Raw genomic sequence first — 18,008 nt, 5'->3', positions numbered from 1 at the left:
TAAGCTTATAGCTTAGTTGTTTGAATCATCATGTTTCGCATAAGATTGGCTAGTGATTTGACCACCATTCACAATCACATCTTCCTTAGGGAATAGCGTTTCATCAAAGAAGTGTGTTAATAAATCTTTAACACCTTTTTCAATACGTAATTGTGCTTCAACAACCATACCTGAATAATGAATAGTCATCGCATTACGCGGCATCGTTCTCCACGGATGATCTGAAGGTGCAGGTTGTGGATACCATACATCTCCACCATAGCCTTGAAGATGATTTTCTTCTATCATTTTAACTACTTCTTCTTTGTTTACTATCTTACCGCGTGCACAGTTTACAATATAGCTGCCATCTTTCATTTGACTGATTGTATTATAATCAAATAAATCATCTGTTTCAGGGGTAAGTGGTGTTGTAATAATCAACACATCACTTTTATGCACTAACTCATCAAAATTCACATATTTTGAGAAGTCTGTATCTTCTTGACTAGAACGTCTATAGTGAATAATATCTACGTTAAACGGTTTTAAACGCTCTCCAACTAAACGACCAATTCTGCCTAAACCAAAAATACCAATCGTTTTATTTTGAAGTTCAAAGGCGTGGTTCGTTACTTGTGTTAAGTTCCAACCACCCTCTTCTGATTGGCGATGACCTTCCTCGTAATTTCTAACTAAGATTAATGTTGTCATCACAATATGTTCAGCTACACTAACCGTGTTTGAGTCTGTGACTTCTACCACTGAAATATCATGTTCGCTAGCTGCTTCTAAATCCACATGGTCAGAACCTACACCTGCAGTGATTGCTAATTTTAAGTTAGGTGCTTGTTCAATTCGTTCTTTTGTCATATATGCAGGGTAAAATGGCGCGCTAATAACAACGTCCATATCTTTAAGATGTTGATCTAAATCATCTTCTCCATCTTTCAATACGACCAATTCATGTCCACGTTCTTCTAAAAAAGGACGTAGATTTAACGCAGTATAGTCATCTAACACGTTGTTTTCTGTTTGCCCTTTTGTGGCTTCTGGAAATAGTGCTACAATTTTCATTTATATATCACCTGTTTCTAATTTTGATACATCATTGTACTTTTTCCCATCAAAATTTGTATTAAACTGTACCAGGTAGTACTTCAATATATTGTCAAAAAAATATAAAAAGATGCCTTCTATGCGAAGACATCTTTATCATAATTTTATCTATTCATTTATCTTTTATAGATATGCACATTTTGTTTTTTATCATCTTTACCTTTTGTGATTAAAGCACGTGCTTGGTTACCATCTTTAATATGAATTTCATAGGCATCAATATTGCTGAAGTATTTGTCAGCTTGTTGTGCAATAAATTGTGTAATACCAGTTAATTCAGCTTTGCCATAGTAATCAATCGGTACTTCAATAATAAGGTTTTTCGGTTTTTTGCCATCAAATTTCGTTTTACCTACTGCTTGTGTAAAGTTAGGGAAATATGACTGCAAATTATCATTGAACTGTTTGAAGTTATTGTTTAAATTCTCATTCAAATCAGCTGCTTCTGATGAAGGTAACAGCACTGATTTTTCATTAATATCTTTCCAACTGTTGATACGTGTTTGACCATCATCTGCCGTTGCACCTGAAACAAATTCTCCTGGAATAATATCATTTTCTCCAGATTGAATATAAATCGCAAAGTGAATTGGAATGTTTTTCAATGCTTTATGTTCACGTAAACGTTGCAACATTTCATCGGCCATTTTCTTACCTTCTTTTTCGACTTTCGCACGGTCTAATTTCTTACTGAAGGTTGGTCCGTCTTTTTCTTTTTGGTAATAATATTCACTGTTCATCGCAAGACCAATAGTCATGCCTTTAATTTTTTTACCTTTGGTGTCACTATTGCCGTAGAAATCTTGTTCTAAGATGTTAGAAAGATAAGCAGGTGAATTTTCTGCGATTTTTTCTTCATCCTTTTCGCCATGACGAGATGGATTTAAACCAAGATTTTCATTCGCATTTTTCTCTTCTTTTTCATCTTTATCCATTTTTTCGATTTCAGATTTTGTGTATTTAGGTCCAAGATAAGCATTAATTGTTTTTTTATCTAAAAACTGACCATCTTGGTATAAGTATTCGTCAGTTGGAAAAACTGTCTTACTTTGTTCTAATAAACCATCTTCAAAGTCATCACCGTTATAGCCATTCGCCATCGTTTGCTGCAACATACCTCTTGCTTGACTTTCTTTAAATGGAAGAATCGTTCTATAGTCATCACCTTGAACATTCTTATCTGTCGCAATGTGCTTAACAGTACTTGAATCTGATTGACTTTCTTGTTCTTTTGTTGATTTTTGTTGCTCATCCTTATTGCCACACGCCGTGAGAATCAATAAGAGAGAGATGAGTAATACACTTGTTTTCTTCATGCCCTATCTCCTCTATTGTTTATTGGTCAACTTCATTTTGTTTTTGGATAAAGTCTGCTTCAGACCAAATTTCTGTGCCTAGTTTTTCTGCTTTCGTCAATTTAGATCCAGCATCTTCACCAGCGATGACTAAATCCGTATTCTTAGTCACACTGCTTGTCGTTTTTGCACCTTGTGCTTCCAACCATTTAGATGCTTCTGTACGTGTCATATTGTGCAGTTTACCTGTTAATACAACAGTCAGACCATTAAATTCTGAATCAGATTCTATCTCTGAAGTTCTGATACCTTTATACTTCATATTAACATTTTTTGCACGAAGTTTATCAATTAAAGCAATGATATCTTCATTATTTAAATAAGTAATTAATGAAGTCGCTAGCTTATCTCCGATATCATGGATTTCAAGCAATTCTTCTTCCGTTACTTCAAACAAACGCTCCATGTTGTCAAAACGTTCTGCGATTACTTGACTGGCTTTAACACCTAAATGTCTGATGCCTAAACCGAATAATAAATGTTCAAATGAATTTTCTTTTGACGCTTCAATCGCATTTAAAAGATTATCTGCTTTTTTCTCACCCATACGTTCTAACGGCAACAAATCATCTTTTGTAAGGTAATATAAATCTGCTACATCTTTAATAATTTCATTATCGTACAACTGCATAATCAGTTTCGTACCTAAACCATCGATATTCATCGCTTGGCGTGATACGAAGTGAATCATACCTTCGACAAGTTGTGCTGGGCATTTAGGATTAATACATCGTAATGCGACTTCTCCATCTAAACGAACTAATTCATGACCGCAACTTGGACAATGTGTCGGCATATGATAAGTTTCAGTTCCTTCTGGTCTGCGATCAGGTAAACTGCGCACAACTTCCGGAATAATATCGCCTGCTTTTTTAATCACTACACTGTCCCCGATACGAATATCTTTTTCATGAATTAAATCTTCATTGTGCAGTGAAGCACGAGAAACAGTCGTTCCAGCAACACGGACAGGTTCTAATACTGCTGTCGGTGTGACTACACCCGTACGTCCGACACTTAATTCGATATCATGTAAAGTCGTTACTACTTCTTCTGCTGGAAATTTATAGGCAATTGCCCATCTTGGTGATTTTTGTGTATACCCTAGCTCATCTTGCTCTTCAAGATCATTGACCTTAATCACAATACCATCAATATCATAGGATAAGTCTTGGCGTTTTTCAGTCCAATACTTGATGTATTCCAATACGCCTTCAATATCTGACTCACGTTTACGGTTTTGATTGGTTTTAAAACCTAACTCATCTAATTCATCTAAAGCTTCACTTTGTGATGTCGCATGAAAGTTTGTAAAGTCATTGACGCTGTATAAGAAAATACTTAAACGGCGTTTTGCAGCTAATTTTGAATCTAATTGACGTAATGAGCCAGCCGCTGCGTTTCGTGGGTTCGCAAAAGCTTGTTCGCCCGCTTCTTCCTTCTCTTTATTCAAACGCTCAAAAGAAGCTTTCGGCATAAACGCTTCACCGCGCACCTCAAAAGTTAACGGCTTTTTAATTTTTAATGGAATCGCTCGAATTGTACGCAAGTTCTCTGTAATATCCTCACCAATCGTTCCGTCACCACGCGTCAACCCTTGCACAAATCTGCCGTTTTCATATTTTAAAGATACCGCTAAACCATCAATTTTCAATTCACACATGTACTCAACTTTTCCCGCATGTTCACGTACACGGGCATCAAAACGACGTAAATCTTCTTCATTGAAAGCATTAGCTAAACTTAACATTGGTGTATCATGGCGCACTTTATTAAAAGTAGCTTGTGCTTCGCCGCCTACACGTACTGTCGGAGAATCTTCTGTTTTAAATTCAGGATGTTCTTCTTCGATATGAATCAATTCATGGAGTAATTTATCATACTCACTATCTGGTACAGATGGATTATCCATCACATAATATTCATGATTATATTGATTCAATAAGCGATGCAGTGTTTCAACTCTATTGGCTAAATCGTTCATCCCTTAGTCCTCCTTCTTTTTAATCGGCGCAAAGTTCGCAAGTAAACGTTTCGGTCCTTGAGATTTAAAGATAATATCGAGTTCAACCGTACCGTTTTTCTCATTCACATTGCTGACCATACCTTCTCCCCATGCTTTGTGAACCACTTTATCACCGACGTTCCATGTTCCAGATGCCACTTCTGAACGTTTCGTTGTACGTCTGCTTGGACCGCGTTTAACAGGTCTTTGACTGCTGGCAGCTCCTGCATAACGGCTTTCTGTTCTTGCAGGCTTATTCAATAAATCTTCAGGAATTTCTTTTAAAAATCTTGAAGCTGAGTTAGATTGTGTTTTACCAAATAACGTTCTGCTCGTCGCATGTGTTAAATACAACTCTTCTTCCGCACGTGTAATCGCCACATAACAAATTCTGCGTTCTTCTTCCATTTCGTGATCATCGTCACTCAAAATAGAACGGATATGAGGGAAAATTGATTCTTCCATACCCATAATAAAGACTACCGGGAATTCCAAACCTTTCGCAGAGTGCATCGTCATCAATGTCACACCGTTTTCAATATCCGCTTCATCGATATCTGCGACTAATGATAAATCTGTTAGGAAATTGATTAATGATTGTTCTTCAAGTGGTGTGTTTTTCTCATAATCCATAGGAACAGACATAAACTCTTCAATGTTTTCTAAACGGCTGCGTGCTTCTAAAGTCTGGTCACGTTCCAACATTTCTTTATACCCTGATTTATTTAAGACTTCTTCTACAATTTCACTGACTTCTAAGAATTCTTGTTCTTGGATTAAATTTGAAATCAATGTATAGAAGTCTATCGCTTGTTTAGTCACTTTTTTGGTTAAACCGATAAAATCTGCTTCAGCTAAGGCATCAAACATACTTAAATCATTTTGTCTGGCATACGCTTGAATTTTTTCAACAGAAGATGGTCCGATACCACATTTTGGTACGTTAATAATACGTTGTAAACTGATATCATCATTACTATTTGCGATTAAACGTAAATAACTTAATAAGTCCTTGATCTCTTTACGGTCATAGAACTTGTGACCGCCGACCATTGTATATGGAATATTCGATTTCATAAATGTTTCTTCAAGCACACGAGATTGTGCATTCGTACGATATAAAATCGCAATATCATTGAAGGATTTATTGTTTTCACGTTGCTGACGCATAATTTCTTTTACGACATATTGTGCTTCATCACTTTCGCTTTGTGCTTGGTAATAATTAATTTTTTTACCTTCTTGGTTCGCAGTCCACAGCCCTTTCGGCTTACGTTCTGTATTATTTTTAATTACTTCATTGGCCGCATTTAAAATGACTTTCGTTGAACGATAGTTTTGTTCAAGGAAAATCGTTCTCGCATTCGGATAATCTTCCTCGAATGACAAGATGTTTTGAATATCAGCACCACGCCAACCATAAATGGATTGGTCAGAGTCACCTACGACACATAAATTTTTAAATTTATCCGCTAATAGTTTCACAAGCGTATATTGTGCTCTGTTAGTATCTTGATACTCATCCACGTGGATATATTGGAATTTATTTTGATAGTATTCTAAAACGTCTGGTACTCGTTTAAAGAGATTGATTGTAGTCATAATCAAATCATCGAAATCGAGCGCTTCATTTCGAGAAAGCTGACGTTGATAACCTGCATACACACGTGCCACCATATCAGACATAAAGTCTGTTGCTTCAATTTCAGCGTCTTCAACTGTTTTAAGTTCATTTTTCATATTACTGATGGCAGATAAGAACATACGCGGATCATAACGTTTACTGTCGATATTTTCTGTTTTCAACACATCTTTAATGACTGACTTTTGATCTGTCGGATCTAAAATCGTAAAGTTGCGCTCAATGCCGATACGATCTGCGTCTCTTCTTAAAATACGTACACACATAGAGTGGAACGTTGACATCCAAATAACTTGTGCTTCTTCTCCTACTAATTTTTCAACACGTTCTTTCATTTCTCGTGCTGCTTTGTTTGTGAAAGTAATTGCTAAGACGTTATAAGGAGAAACGCCTTTTTCATCTAATAAGTACGCGATACGATGCGTTAGAACACGCGTTTTCCCTGAGCCTGCTCCGGCCATAATCAGCAGTGGTCCTTCAGTTGTACGGACTGCTTCGCTTTGTTCAGTATTCATATTGTCTAATAACGCATTCATCTTAAGATAACTCCTTTATTTTAACTGTTTTCAATGCTTGTTTGATATCGGTATAGACTAAATTGCCGACGACAATCGTATCTGCTTCTTTCGCCGCAACTTGCGCATCGCTTAATGAGCGGATACCGCCGCCATAAAATACATGTGCTTGTTCAACATTTTGTTTTGCGGTACGAACCATTTCCATATCTCCGAACGTGCCGCTATATTCTATGTACATGATTGGAAATTGATAGACTTTATCCGTCATCAATGCGTAAGCTTCAATATCTGATTCATCTAAATCTGTTTTGGCTTGTGTTTTCACCGCTGCTTTAGAATCAGGATTTAATATGATGTACCCTTGGAATTTGATTTCATCAAAATCCATCATATGACCGTAGTCTTTAAGTGCTTCTAGCAATAAGCCATTTTGGTATTGTACATCCGGGCTGTTTAAGACCATCGGGACAAAGTAGAAGTCAAAACCAGGCATGATGCTTTCTAAGTTGGAAATTTCAAGGACGAGTGGAAGCGGATAACGACGGACACGACTCATCAATTGAATGACATTGTCTTCAGTCACATTATCAGTTCCGCCAATCACAATTGCATCTGTATTTGACATACAGATTTTATCTAAATCTTCATCATTGATTGTCTTTGCAGGATCTAATTTAAATACATGTTGCCACTTTTTTATGTCGTACATTTTACCGTTTCCCTTCTTTTAAACATACATTTGATTATATCATTTTTACCACTTAGATTCTAAACGGATATGTCTAAACAAAGAAAAACAGAACCTCTCACATCATAAGATGTGCAGGCTCTGTTTTGAACTAGTCATTTGTTTCGATATTCATACGATCTAATACGACAGTATAAGCGTCGTTACCCCATTGTAAGGAGCGTTTTACTCTGGAAATTGTCGCTGTAGAAGCACCTGTTTCTTTTTCAATCGTTGCATACGTATAGCCTTGTTTAATCATTTTAGCAACTTGAAGTCTTTGTGATAACGATTGAATTTCATTTACAGTACATAAGTCATCAAAAAACTGGTAACACTCTTCTCTATTTTCAAGCGTTAGAATCGCATCAAACAGCTCATCTAATGCTTTACCGCGTAACTTCTCAATTTGCATATCAAACAACTCCTGTTCTTTGTGTTCATCTTTATCCTATTTTAACGTACTAATACATTAAAGTGTAGTCATGACCCTTAAGAAATTGTTGCGATATACAAATTTATGGTAAACATTAGTCAGCTAAACCAGCACGTTCGAAAATTGTATCCACTTGATTTAAGTGGTGTTTTGGATCGAAGGCTTTGTCTAAGTCTTCTTTACTTAATACATCTGTAATTTGTGAATCTTGTTCAAGCAATTCTCTGAATGGTGTTTTAGTTTCCCAAGATTCCATCGCTTTTGGTTGAACTAAGTCATAAGCTTGTTCACGTACCATACCTTTGTTAATTAATGATAATAACACACGTTGTGAATAAATTAAACCGAATGTTTTGTTGATGTTAGCCATCATATTATCTTCAAAGACTGTTAAACGATCGATGATGTTTGTGAAACGATTTAATGCATAATCTAATGCGATTGTCACATCTGGTAACATAATACGTTCTGCAGATGAGTGTGAAATATCACGTTCATGCCATAATGGAACGTTTTCGTATGCTGTTGTAATGTAACCACGGATGACACGTGAAATACCTGTAATATTTTCTGAACCGATCGGGTTACGTTTATGCGGCATTGCTGAAGAACCTTTTTGGCCTTTCGCGAATGCTTCTTCTACTTCTCGTGTTTCTGTTTTTTGCAAGTTACGTACTTCAACTGCAAATTTCTCCATAGAAGTTGCGATTAAAGCTAATGTTGCGATGTAATACGCATGACGGTCACGTTGTAATGTTTGTGTTGATACAGGTGCAAAATCAAGACCTAAGTGTTTTGTAACGTATGCTTCGATTTCAGGTGGGATATTTGCGAATGTTCCGACTGCACCACTCATTTTACCTACTTCGATTTCCTTACGTACTTCTTTAAAACGTTTAAAGTTACGTACCATTTCTTGATACCATAATGCCATTTTTACGCCGAATGTTGTCGGTTCAGCATGCACACCATGTGTACGACCCATCATTAATGTATATTTATATTTTTTCGCTTTCGCAGCTAATACTTCGATAAAACGTTCAATGTCTTTTTCCAAAATATCGTTTGCTTGTTTGATTTGGTAGCTTAACGCTGTATCTACAACGTCTGTTGAAGTTAAACCATAGTGCACCCACTTACGTTCTTCTCCTAAAGTTTCAGAAACTTGACGTGTGAAAGCAACAACGTCATGACGAGTTTCTAATTCAATTTCTTTCGCACGGTCTACATCTACACGCGCATTTTCACGGATTTTTTTAACGTCTTCTTTCGGGATAAAACCTAATTCACTCCAAGCTTCACATGCTAGGATTTCAACCTCCAACCATGCTTCATAACGATTTTGGTCTGTCCAGATTTGTGACATTTCTTCACGAGAATAACGTTCAATCATTTCATAAACTCCTATCTTAAAGTTTGATTTTAAATGTGGACGCTCACAGAACATGTACATTCTTCAAAATATCCTGCAAAACGTTCGACTTTTTACTCTTATACTCTCTATTTTAACAGAATTTTTTTCAAATGTATAAGGCTTTCCAAACTTTTATCTAAAAAGCCCAACTCGTATTTCATTTCAAAATACAAATTGGGCTTTCTGCACATTTATTGAATTTTCTTACCGACAAATTGTATATGTTGACGCTCAACTTCTATACTGCCGTCTTTATTTTCACGATAGACTGGTTTCTCAAACCGCTTCACTGGCATATAGCCCGCTTCACGCATACGTGCTAAACATTCTTGAATCGTTTCGTTTTCTGCTACTTCAAATTTCATCTGTATCATACGCCTTCAATCGTTTACTTCTAATACCTTTAACCCAGAAGCCGCCATGTAATGTTCGTGCTTCATAGGCAATGACGAATGCTTTGTCATCAAGTTGTTTGATCGTATCCATCAACTTAAGTTCAAAGCGTCTTGGTGTCAGAATTTGCATGACTAAACGTTCGCCGTCTCGACCATAAGCTGGGAAGTGTGTGACACCGTAACCTAAATTTCTAAGTTGTGTCGGTAAATCTAATTCGTAATTGGCTGTTGTCACATTGACTACAGAATAACCTAATGCAAGTTTCTCTTCAATTTTCATACCGACAATAATGCCGACAGAGAAACCAAACGCATAAGCTACAATATTTTGGAATTTATCCAAGTTAGCCATCACTAAGCCTAATCCGATAATATAGATTAACACTTCAAGGAAACTAACCGCTGCTGCGACATAACGGTAACCTTTTAAGGTAAGAATCGTACGAACTGTGAGACATGTCACATAAGCAACGTTAATGATAAAAATTGAAAGCAGCATCAGCCATGGGTTTGCTGAAATTACTGACAAAATATATTACCTCTTTTCAAATTGAAATCTAGCTTATTTTATCAGTCGACTGATTATTTGTCACTCTTTTTCTTTCGATGATTCTGATTTTGGCCAAGTGTAGCGCGTGTATGCTAATTCTCGCTTATGCGCATTTCTTAAGTAGTGGCCTTCAATTACTTTTTGATCTTTTTCAGACACAGGTTTGCCTTCTAAATAATCATCAATCGCATCATAAGTCACGCCTAACGCTTCTTCATCTGGAAGTTGCGGTTTGTCATCTTCTAAATCAGCAGTCGGCACTTTTTCACAAAGATGTTTCGGTGCATTTAAGTATGCCAATAATTGACGCCCTTGTCGCTTATTTAAGCCGAATAAAGGCGCTATATCTGCAGCACCATCGCCATATTTTGTGAAGAAGCCTGTAATATTTTCTGCAGAATGATCAGTTCCGATGACAATACCGCTTTGGTTTGCCGCAATCGCAAATTGAACTTTCATACGTTCACGTGCTTTTTCATTACCGCGTTGAAAGTCTGTTAATTCAAATCCAGCTTCATTCAATGCATTAACACTTTGATCAACTGCCGGTTTAATATTAACCGTGACAGTTTCATCTGGTTGAATGAACTTCAAAGCATCTTCAACTTCATCTGCGTCTTTTTGTACACCATATGGTAACTTAACTGCGATAAAGCGTACATTTCTGCCTTCTTCTCGTAGCTGTTCTACCGCAATTTGACACAAACGACCAGCAAGTGTTGAATCTTGGCCGCCTGAAATCCCCAATACTAACGATTGGATAAAACCATGACTTTGAACATAGTGTTTAATAAAGTGAATGAGTTCATGGACTTCACTTTCACTATCGATGGATGGTTTAACTTTCATTTCTTTAACAATAATATCCTGCAATTCACTACTCATGTCGTTCCTCCATTTCTTTGACATCTTCTGCGACTTCAAAGATTTTTTGTTGTTTGTTATCCCAACATGCTTTACTTAAATCAACAGGGTACTCTTGAGGGTTCAAGAAACGTTTATTTTCTTCCCATAGATGTTCTAAATTTGTTTTTAAGAAGGCTTTGGCTGTTTTTTCGTGTGGTAATTCATAAACTAATTTACCTTCAGTATAGATATCTTTATGCAAATCAATCGCTTCGAATGATTTTACTTTCTTACTTTTATACGTATGCACTGGGTGGAACAATTTCAATGGTTGTTCTGCATACGGATCTTCATGTGCAAGTGTAATATAATCCCCTTCTGCTTTACCTGTTGCTTTATTAATAATACGATAAACATTTTTCTTACCAGGTGTTGTTACTTTCTCCGCATTGTTTGATAGTTTAATACGGTCTTGATACTCACCTGATTCATCTTCTACAGCAACAAGTTTATAAACTGCTCCTAATGCTGGTTGATCATAACCTGTGATTAACTTCGTACCTACACCCCATGAGTCGACTTTCGCACCTTGTGCTTTCAAACTCATGATTGTTTCTTCGTCTAAATCGTTAGATGCAATGATTTTCGCATCAGTGAAACCTGCTTCATCTAACATTTTACGTGCTTCTTTAGATAAGTAAGCAATATCACCTGAATCTAAACGTATACCGATAAAGTTGATTTTATCGCCTAATTCTTGTGCCACTTTAATCGCTGTCGGCACACCTGATTTTAACGTATGGAAAGTATCTACTAAAAAGACACAGTCTTTATGACGTTCTGCATATTTTTTAAATGCAACATATTCATCACCATAAGTTTGTACAAAAGCATGCGCATGTGTACCAGATACAGGAATACCGAATAATTTACCCGCTCTGACATTACTTGTAGAATCAAAACCGCCGATAATAGCTGCTCTTGCTCCCCATAATGCTGCGTCTTCTTCTTGTGCACGTCTTGTACCAAATTCCATTAATAAGTCGTTAGGTGCGACTTGTTTAATTCTGCTTGCTTTTGTCGCAATCAACGTATGGAAGTTAACGATATTTAATAAAATCGTTTCAATTAATTGTGCTTGAATTAATGGTGCCTCTACCCTTACTAAAGGCTCATTATTAAAACATACTTCGCCCTCTTCCATTGCTCGAATGTTTCCAGTAAAGCGCAAGTCTTTCAAATAATCTAAAAAGTCATCTTGGTAACCAATAGATTTTAAATATGTTAAATCCGTTTCAGTAAAATGGAAATTTTCGATAAATTGAATAATTCTGCGTAATCCATTAAATACAGCATAACCGCTGTCGAATGGCATCTTGCGGAAATATAAATCAAAGACCGCCTTTCTTTCATGAACATTATCATACCAATAACTTTCAGCCATATTAATTTGGTATAAGTCATTATGAAGCATTAAGCTGTCATCTCTAAATTGATACATAACTTTCTCCCCAATCAACCTTTTTTGTTTAGTTTATCACATTCTTATAGGCTTTTATACATTCCCCGTTAGGGGTATGTCATTCTTCGTACAATTGTACCGAAATTGAAATTAAATCAATTAATTTTGTAAATACTTTTTTATTAATGTAATAATTTTGTCAGATTTAGTTGGTTTTCTATATTTTGTGTGACATCTTTACTAGGGGTTTTCCCTTATTACTCCTATAATAAAGATGAGGTGAAGAAAATGTTATTAGAGAAAGCGACTGAATTTATTCACACAATGTATCGAGAGTTGAATTATGACGAAAATGTTATTCAAGAGAGATTAGAAGCAATCGAAAAGGAAATTAACGAAACTGGCACGTATCACCATACGACGGAAGAACTAACATATGGTGCACGTATGGCCTGGCGTAATTCCAATCGTTGTATCGGACGATTATTTTGGGAAACGTTAATCGTTCAAGATGCACGTGACGTCAAAGACAATGATGCCTTTATCGAATCTATCCACAAACATTTAGACGAAGCGACAAACGGTGGAAAAATTCAATCTTACATTACGATTTATGCGCAAGAAGAAGATCATCCGCCTATCATCTATAATAATCAATTAATTCGCTATGCAGGTTATGAAGATGCTGGGGATCCTGCGGAACGCGAGATGACTAAAACTGCACAACACTTAGGTTGGCAAGGTGCAGGTACAGATTTTGATGTCTTACCATTGATTTATAAATTGCCTGGTGAGCGCTTCCCGCGCCTGCATGATTTACCTGAAGAACTGGTCCTAGAAGTTCCAATCGAACACCGCCATTACCCTAAACTCGCTGACTTAGGATTGAAATGGTATGCAGTACCGATTATTTCTAGTATGGATTTAAAAATCGGCGGTATTACTTATCCAACAGTACCATTTAATGGCTGGTATATGGTAAATGAAATTGCTGTACGTAATTTTACTGACACATACCGCTATAATTTAATAGAAAAAGTTGCAGAAGCGTTTGAATTTGATACACTTAAAAATACTTCATTCAATAAAGATCGTATTATGGTAGAACTGAATGATGCAGTGTATCATTCGTTTAAAAAAGTAGGCGCATCGATTGTCGATCACCTAACAGCTGCTAAACAATTCGAACACTTTGAATCCAATGAAGCAAAAGCCAATCGTGAAGTTACTGGAAAATGGTCTTGGCTCGTACCATCACTGTCACCTACTCTGGTTTCGAACTATCATCATGGGTATAAAAATGTGATGAAAGAACCAAATTTCTTTTATAAGAAACCAGCAGAAACAACTGGGTGCCCTTTCCATTAACTGTGCGTCACATCAAAGGGGAAATGCAAAAATGAATTTATATTATTTAGGTCCAAGGGGTACATTTTCATATCTTGCTTCTAAAAAGTATCTAACAGAAACAGAAGCTGACTATCATCCAAAATCCAACTTATATGAAGTCGTTCAAGCAGTTCAAAATGACTCAGACAGCATTGGTATTGTACCGATTGAGAATTCAATTGAAGGCACAATCAACATCATCGCAGATGGCTTAGCACATCAAAATATATACGCTATTGGTGAAATCCATTTAAATATCCAATTCGGATTATATGCTTTAGCTGGTACACCAATCGAAGCGATTGATACAGTGTATTCTATCGCACCTGCAATCAGTCAAACTAACCAATTTATCCAGCGTCATCAATTTCAAATCGGCTATTCAGAAAGTACCGTTCAAAGTTTAGATTTTATTGATGAACATACGGGCGCGATTGCACCGCTAGGTATCAATGAAGATCATCGTCTAGAAGCAATTGAACAAAATATTGAAGATTTTCCACATAATGTGACCCGCTTCTTAATCATAGGTAATCACTTAACTATCGCTGAAGATGCGACAGACACTGTATTAATGATTACACCAGAACAAGATAGAGCCGGGTTGCTTGCGAATATTTTAAATACATTCGCAATTTTCAATATCAACTTATCTTGGATTGAATCACGTCCGCTTAAAACACAATTAGGCAGATATCGCTTCTTTGTCCAAGCCGATGCTACGCTTAATTCTGAATTAGACAAAGTGATTAAAATACTTGAAACCTTAGATTATCAAGTGAAAATCATCGGTTCTTTCAAGAAACAAACTAAATAAGATATATTCTAAATAAACTGGGTCGAACCTTGCTTTCAAAGTTCGACCCAGTTTTATTATTGTTATTCTACTTCAATCAGATAGTTCATTTTACTATTTGAATAAGTTTTTAATATAAGAGAATTTCCCTTTGTAAGGCGGGAATATTATTCCAGATTCTAAGCGTGTAGTTTTATAAATATATGATTTCTCGTGTGTGAATGTATAGAACGAATACTTACCATGATACTTACCGAAACCAGAAGCGCCTACACCGCCGAATGGCAGATTTGGATTCGCTAACTGCATTAACGTATCATTGATAGCACCGCCGCCAAAGGATAGTTCATTTAACACACGATCCGTATTATTTTCATCTTCACTGAACAAATAGAGTGATAACGGACGTGTTCGTGCTTGAATAAATTCGACCGCTTCATCAAATGTTTGATACGTCAACAACGGTAAAATCGGCCCAAAGATTTCTTCTTCCATCACTGAATCTTGTGGAGTCACGTTATCTAATACCGTTGGCGCAATATAACGTGAAGGTTCATGTGTTTCACCGCCGATAACCACTTTATCTTGATTGTCATGAATCAATGCTTGTAAACGCTCAAAATGCTTATCATTCACAATGCGTCCGAAATCTGCACTTTTATCCGGTTCTTTGCCATAGAACTCTTTAATAGTACCTTGCAAGGCTTTGATCAAGTCTGCTTTGACCGACTCATGGACCAAGATATAGTCAGGAGCTACACATGTTTGACCCGCATTGATAAATTTTCCAAACGCAATACGTTCACTTGCGACTTTCAAATTCGCTGTCTCATCTACAATAACCGGTGACTTGCCGCCAAGTTCTAACGTCACAGGTGTCAAATGACGACTTGCTGCTTCATATACAATACGTCCGACACGTTCACTGCCTGTAAAGAAAATATAATCAAATGGTTGTTCTAACAAGACTTGTGTCTCTTCAACACCGCCTTCAACTGAAGTAATATAAGCTGATTCAAATGCTTCTTCAATGACTTTTGTAATCACAGAAGCTACATTCGGTGTCAGCTCTGAAGGTTTGATAATTGCTGTATTACCAGCTGCGATCGCACCAATTAAAGGTTCAAATACAAGTTGAACTGGATAGTTGAAAGGTCCGATAATCAAAACTGTGCCTAATGGTTCTTTTTTAATATAACTTTTACTCGGGAACAAATAGAGCGGCGTGTTCACTTGTTTCGTTTTCGCCCATTTATGTATATCTTTACGAGCGGCACTGATACTTTTTAATACGACACCGATTTCGGTCGCATACGCTTCTACTTTATTTTTTCCTAAGTCTAAATGCAATGCGGCTAAAAGTTGATTTTCATATTTATTAATCGCATGTTTCAAAGCTTTAAGTTGTTTTCTACGGTATTTAATATCTTTAGTAATATGCGTTTTAAAATACCCTTGGCAGTCTTTAAATTTTTCCTCGATTGATTTCAAAGGTTCTCTAACTCCTTTCGTACAATTATCCTTGTTACTCAATTTTACCCTAATTTTAATCTTTTATAATGATTTTATTACTTTTACCAACACTTCAATTACCAAAATTTATAATAAAAAACTGGAAAAAGCAAGATGACACAATGAATGCTTGTTTGTTTATCATCTTAGCCCATTCCAGTTTAATCTATATTCATGTATAAACAGCGTCTAACTGCTTATGATAATGTTTCAGTGATTGGCGGTACGATTTGTTTCTTACGAGATACTACACCTGGTAAGAATGCTGTGTTGTTATCTAACTCAACACCAAATGCTTGCGCAATTTTATCTTTGTCTTCACCTAATACTAAGATAGCTGAATCACTATTTAAAATATCTGTCGCAACTAATACGAAGATATCATATTCAGCATTATTTAATGTTTCAGTGATAGCTTGTTCTAACTCAGCTTGACGGCCTAAAATTTCATTTAAGTCTACTGTGTTAACTTGGCCGATACGTACTGTGTAATCACCCATGTTGAATGATTTTGCATCTGCATTGATTAATTCAACTGCTGTTTTATTCAATGTAGAAGCACCTGCTTTTAACATTTCTAAACCGTATTCTTGTGCATCTACACCAGCAATTTTTTCTAATGCTTTTGCTGCGTCTTTATCTTGCTCAGTGCAAGTTGGTGATTTGAATAATAAGCTGTCTGAAATGATGGCAGATAACATTAAACCAGCGATTTCCGGTTTGATATCAAAGCCTTTTTCATTGAACATTTTGTATAAAATTGTTGCTGTGCAACCTAGTGGTTCTGCACGGTAGCATAACGGACCAGCTGTGTGGAAGTTAGCGATTCTGTGGTGATCCACAACGTGGCGGATATTGGCACCTTCAATTGAATCTGCACTTTGTTGGAATTCGTTATGGTCTACTAAAATAACGTCTTTACCTGTTAAATCATCTGATAATAATTCTGGTGCTTCTACTTTAAAGTAATCTAAAGCATATTGCGTTTCAGGGCTCACTTCACCTAAGCGATATGCTTTCGCAGAAGTATTGCCGTTTAATTGTTCAAATTCAGCCATAATGATGGCAGAGTTAATTGCGTCTGTATCTGGACTTTTATGCCCGAAAATATAAGTACTTTCCATGTCCTGAGACACTCCTTGTCATTAATTATTGTAATTCATACCTATTTAATCCTATTTTATCACGAGTCTATTCTGTTATTCTACCTTCGCACCTAAGACATTTTTAAAATGTTCTAACGCAAAGTTATGACCTTCTGGATTAAACGATGCAACACCTTTTGTCGGTATAGTGATTGCATACCCTTTATTATAACCGGAAATAGCTGTATGCAGTACACAAATATCTGTACATACACCAACAATTTCGATTTCAGTAATACCGCGTTCACGTAATAAACTATCTAAAGGTGTACCAAAGAAAGAATCATAGCGGCGTTTATCTAAATAATGCACATGTTCATGTGATTCAATTTTTTCATAAACATCTTTAACTTTACCGTATAAATCTCTTCCTGAAGTGCCTTCGATATTATGCGGCGGGAATAATTTACTTTCTGGATGATACGGATCGTTTTCATAATGCAGATCCATCATGACAAAGATTGCTTCCCCTTCTTTATCATACGCTTCCATACGTTCTGCGATAAAATTGTCTAGCGCCTGACCAGGTTCTCCACAAGTCAACTTGCCGTCCGGTGCGACAAAATCATATGAATAATCTACAACAATTAAAGCTTTTTTTGCCATAATGCGTTACCCCCAATTTTGTGATATCTTGTTAATTAATAGGATAACCTAAATTTGACAAATTATCGAGTTTACCCCGTTTTATACAAAGAATGAAATAAAGAAAGCAGGT

Annotated in this window: 16 protein-coding genes; 2 read left to right on the top strand and 14 right to left on the bottom strand. The window is 36.4% G+C overall.

Annotated features, from left to right (window positions below; genetic code table 11):
• Positions 1–12: 12 nt before the first annotated feature.
• The 11 genes from HMPREF3270_RS05100 to HMPREF3270_RS05050 form a co-directional block, all read right to left on the bottom strand.
• A complete protein-coding gene (locus HMPREF3270_RS05100) occupies positions 13–1,056 on the bottom strand; it encodes an NAD-dependent formate dehydrogenase (RefSeq protein WP_070848232.1) in 1,044 nt (347 codons plus the stop codon).
• 158 nt (positions 1,057–1,214) lie between these two features.
• Positions 1,215–2,414, bottom strand: a complete 1,200-nt coding sequence (locus HMPREF3270_RS05095; RefSeq protein WP_070848231.1) for a CamS family sex pheromone protein — start codon at positions 2,412–2,414, stop codon at positions 1,215–1,217.
• Positions 2,415–2,433: 19 nt separating this feature from the next.
• A complete protein-coding gene (ligA, locus tag HMPREF3270_RS05090) occupies positions 2,434–4,437 on the bottom strand; it encodes an NAD-dependent DNA ligase LigA (protein ID WP_002481681.1) in 2,004 nt (667 codons plus the stop codon).
• Positions 4,438–4,440: 3 nt separating this feature from the next.
• Positions 4,441–6,636: a DNA helicase PcrA gene (gene pcrA / locus HMPREF3270_RS05085; protein ID WP_070848230.1), complete on the bottom strand. Its 2,196-nt coding sequence runs from the start codon at positions 6,634–6,636 to the stop codon at positions 4,441–4,443.
• Position 6,637: 1 nt separating this feature from the next.
• A complete protein-coding gene (locus HMPREF3270_RS05080; RefSeq protein WP_002481683.1) occupies positions 6,638–7,327 on the bottom strand; it encodes a heptaprenylglyceryl phosphate synthase in 690 nt (229 codons plus the stop codon).
• A gap of 130 nt (positions 7,328–7,457) precedes the next feature.
• Positions 7,458–7,760 (bottom strand): YerC/YecD family TrpR-related protein, encoded by a 303-nt coding sequence (locus HMPREF3270_RS05075; protein WP_023015874.1) that lies wholly within the window; start codon positions 7,758–7,760, stop codon positions 7,458–7,460.
• Positions 7,761–7,875: 115 nt separating this feature from the next.
• A complete protein-coding gene (purB, locus tag HMPREF3270_RS05070; protein WP_002481685.1) occupies positions 7,876–9,174 on the bottom strand; it encodes an adenylosuccinate lyase in 1,299 nt (432 codons plus the stop codon).
• Between the two features lie 212 nt (positions 9,175–9,386).
• The gene (locus HMPREF3270_RS05065) at positions 9,387–9,560 is read right to left on the bottom strand and encodes an NETI motif-containing protein (RefSeq protein ID WP_002481686.1); all 174 of its coding nucleotides are present in this window, start codon (positions 9,558–9,560) and stop codon (positions 9,387–9,389) included.
• Positions 9,550–10,089, bottom strand: a complete 540-nt coding sequence (locus HMPREF3270_RS05060; protein ID WP_371099748.1) for a DUF2179 domain-containing protein — start codon at positions 10,087–10,089, stop codon at positions 9,550–9,552. Before HMPREF3270_RS05060 ends, HMPREF3270_RS05065 begins: the two co-directional genes overlap by 11 nt.
• A 90-nt stretch (positions 10,090–10,179) precedes the next feature.
• On the bottom strand, positions 10,180–11,025 hold the full coding sequence (gene nadE, locus HMPREF3270_RS05055) for an ammonia-dependent NAD(+) synthetase (protein ID WP_070867181.1): 846 nt from the start codon (positions 11,023–11,025) through the stop codon (positions 10,180–10,182).
• Positions 11,018–12,487, bottom strand: coding sequence for a nicotinate phosphoribosyltransferase (locus tag HMPREF3270_RS05050; RefSeq protein WP_070848229.1), 1,470 nt, complete (start codon positions 12,485–12,487; stop codon positions 11,018–11,020). The genes nadE and HMPREF3270_RS05050 overlap by 8 nt, the downstream gene beginning before the upstream one ends.
• A gap of 249 nt (positions 12,488–12,736) precedes the next feature.
• Between HMPREF3270_RS05050 and HMPREF3270_RS05045 the strand changes: the two genes are divergently transcribed.
• Complete coding sequence (locus tag HMPREF3270_RS05045) at positions 12,737–13,816, top strand: nitric oxide synthase oxygenase (RefSeq protein WP_002481690.1); 1,080 nt, start codon at positions 12,737–12,739, stop codon at positions 13,814–13,816.
• A gap of 31 nt (positions 13,817–13,847) precedes the next feature.
• Positions 13,848–14,654 (top strand): prephenate dehydratase, encoded by an 807-nt coding sequence (locus tag HMPREF3270_RS05040; RefSeq protein WP_002481691.1) that lies wholly within the window; start codon positions 13,848–13,850, stop codon positions 14,652–14,654.
• Between the two features lie 93 nt (positions 14,655–14,747).
• Here the strand turns inward: HMPREF3270_RS05040 and HMPREF3270_RS05035 are convergent, their stop codons facing one another.
• The 3 genes from HMPREF3270_RS05035 to HMPREF3270_RS05025 all read right to left on the bottom strand — a co-directional run bounded on the left by HMPREF3270_RS05035 (position 14,748) and on the right by HMPREF3270_RS05025 (position 17,896).
• Positions 14,748–16,124, bottom strand: coding sequence for an aldehyde dehydrogenase (locus HMPREF3270_RS05035; protein WP_070848228.1), 1,377 nt, complete (start codon positions 16,122–16,124; stop codon positions 14,748–14,750).
• Positions 16,125–16,342: 218 nt separating this feature from the next.
• Entirely contained in the window at positions 16,343–17,269 is a 927-nt protein-coding gene (locus tag HMPREF3270_RS05030) for a manganese-dependent inorganic pyrophosphatase (protein ID WP_070848227.1), read from the bottom strand.
• Between the two features lie 75 nt (positions 17,270–17,344).
• Positions 17,345–17,896 (bottom strand): cysteine hydrolase family protein, encoded by a 552-nt coding sequence (locus HMPREF3270_RS05025; protein WP_002481694.1) that lies wholly within the window; start codon positions 17,894–17,896, stop codon positions 17,345–17,347.
• Positions 17,897–18,008: the final 112 nt, after the last annotated feature.

Source organism: Staphylococcus sp. HMSC65H10 (assembly GCF_001839185.1).
Lineage (GTDB): Bacteria > Bacillota > Bacilli > Staphylococcales > Staphylococcaceae > Staphylococcus > Staphylococcus simulans.
The sequence above is the reverse complement of the archived record's forward strand: the minus strand, read 5'-3'. Positions and strand labels throughout refer to the sequence as shown.

Coding starts and splice junctions, on each gene's coding strand:
- HMPREF3270_RS05100 (WP_070848232.1), bottom strand. CDS start 1,056: ATGAAAATTGTAGCACTATTTCCAGAAGCCACAAAAGGGCAAACAGAA.
- HMPREF3270_RS05095 (WP_070848231.1), bottom strand. CDS start 2,414: ATGAAGAAAACAAGTGTATTACTCATCTCTCTCTTATTGATTCTCACG.
- ligA (WP_002481681.1), bottom strand. CDS start 4,437: ATGAACGATTTAGCCAATAGAGTTGAAACACTGCATCGCTTATTGAAT.
- pcrA (WP_070848230.1), bottom strand. CDS start 6,636: ATGAATGCGTTATTAGACAATATGAATACTGAACAAAGCGAAGCAGTC.
- HMPREF3270_RS05080 (WP_002481683.1), bottom strand. CDS start 7,327: ATGTACGACATAAAAAAGTGGCAACATGTATTTAAATTAGATCCTGCA.
- HMPREF3270_RS05075 (WP_023015874.1), bottom strand. CDS start 7,760: ATGCAAATTGAGAAGTTACGCGGTAAAGCATTAGATGAGCTGTTTGAT.
- purB (WP_002481685.1), bottom strand. CDS start 9,174: ATGATTGAACGTTATTCTCGTGAAGAAATGTCACAAATCTGGACAGAC.
- HMPREF3270_RS05065 (WP_002481686.1), bottom strand. CDS start 9,560: ATGAAATTTGAAGTAGCAGAAAACGAAACGATTCAAGAATGTTTAGCA.
- HMPREF3270_RS05060 (WP_371099748.1), bottom strand. CDS start 10,089: ATGCTGCTTTCAATTTTTATCATTAACGTTGCTTATGTGACATGTCTC.
- nadE (WP_070867181.1), bottom strand. CDS start 11,025: ATGAGTAGTGAATTGCAGGATATTATTGTTAAAGAAATGAAAGTTAAA.
- HMPREF3270_RS05050 (WP_070848229.1), bottom strand. CDS start 12,487: ATGTATCAATTTAGAGATGACAGCTTAATGCTTCATAATGACTTATAC.
- HMPREF3270_RS05045 (WP_002481690.1), top strand. CDS start 12,737: ATGTTATTAGAGAAAGCGACTGAATTTATTCACACAATGTATCGAGAG.
- HMPREF3270_RS05040 (WP_002481691.1), top strand. CDS start 13,848: ATGAATTTATATTATTTAGGTCCAAGGGGTACATTTTCATATCTTGCT.
- HMPREF3270_RS05030 (WP_070848227.1), bottom strand. CDS start 17,269: ATGGAAAGTACTTATATTTTCGGGCATAAAAGTCCAGATACAGACGCA.
- HMPREF3270_RS05025 (WP_002481694.1), bottom strand. CDS start 17,896: ATGGCAAAAAAAGCTTTAATTGTTGTAGATTATTCATATGATTTTGTC.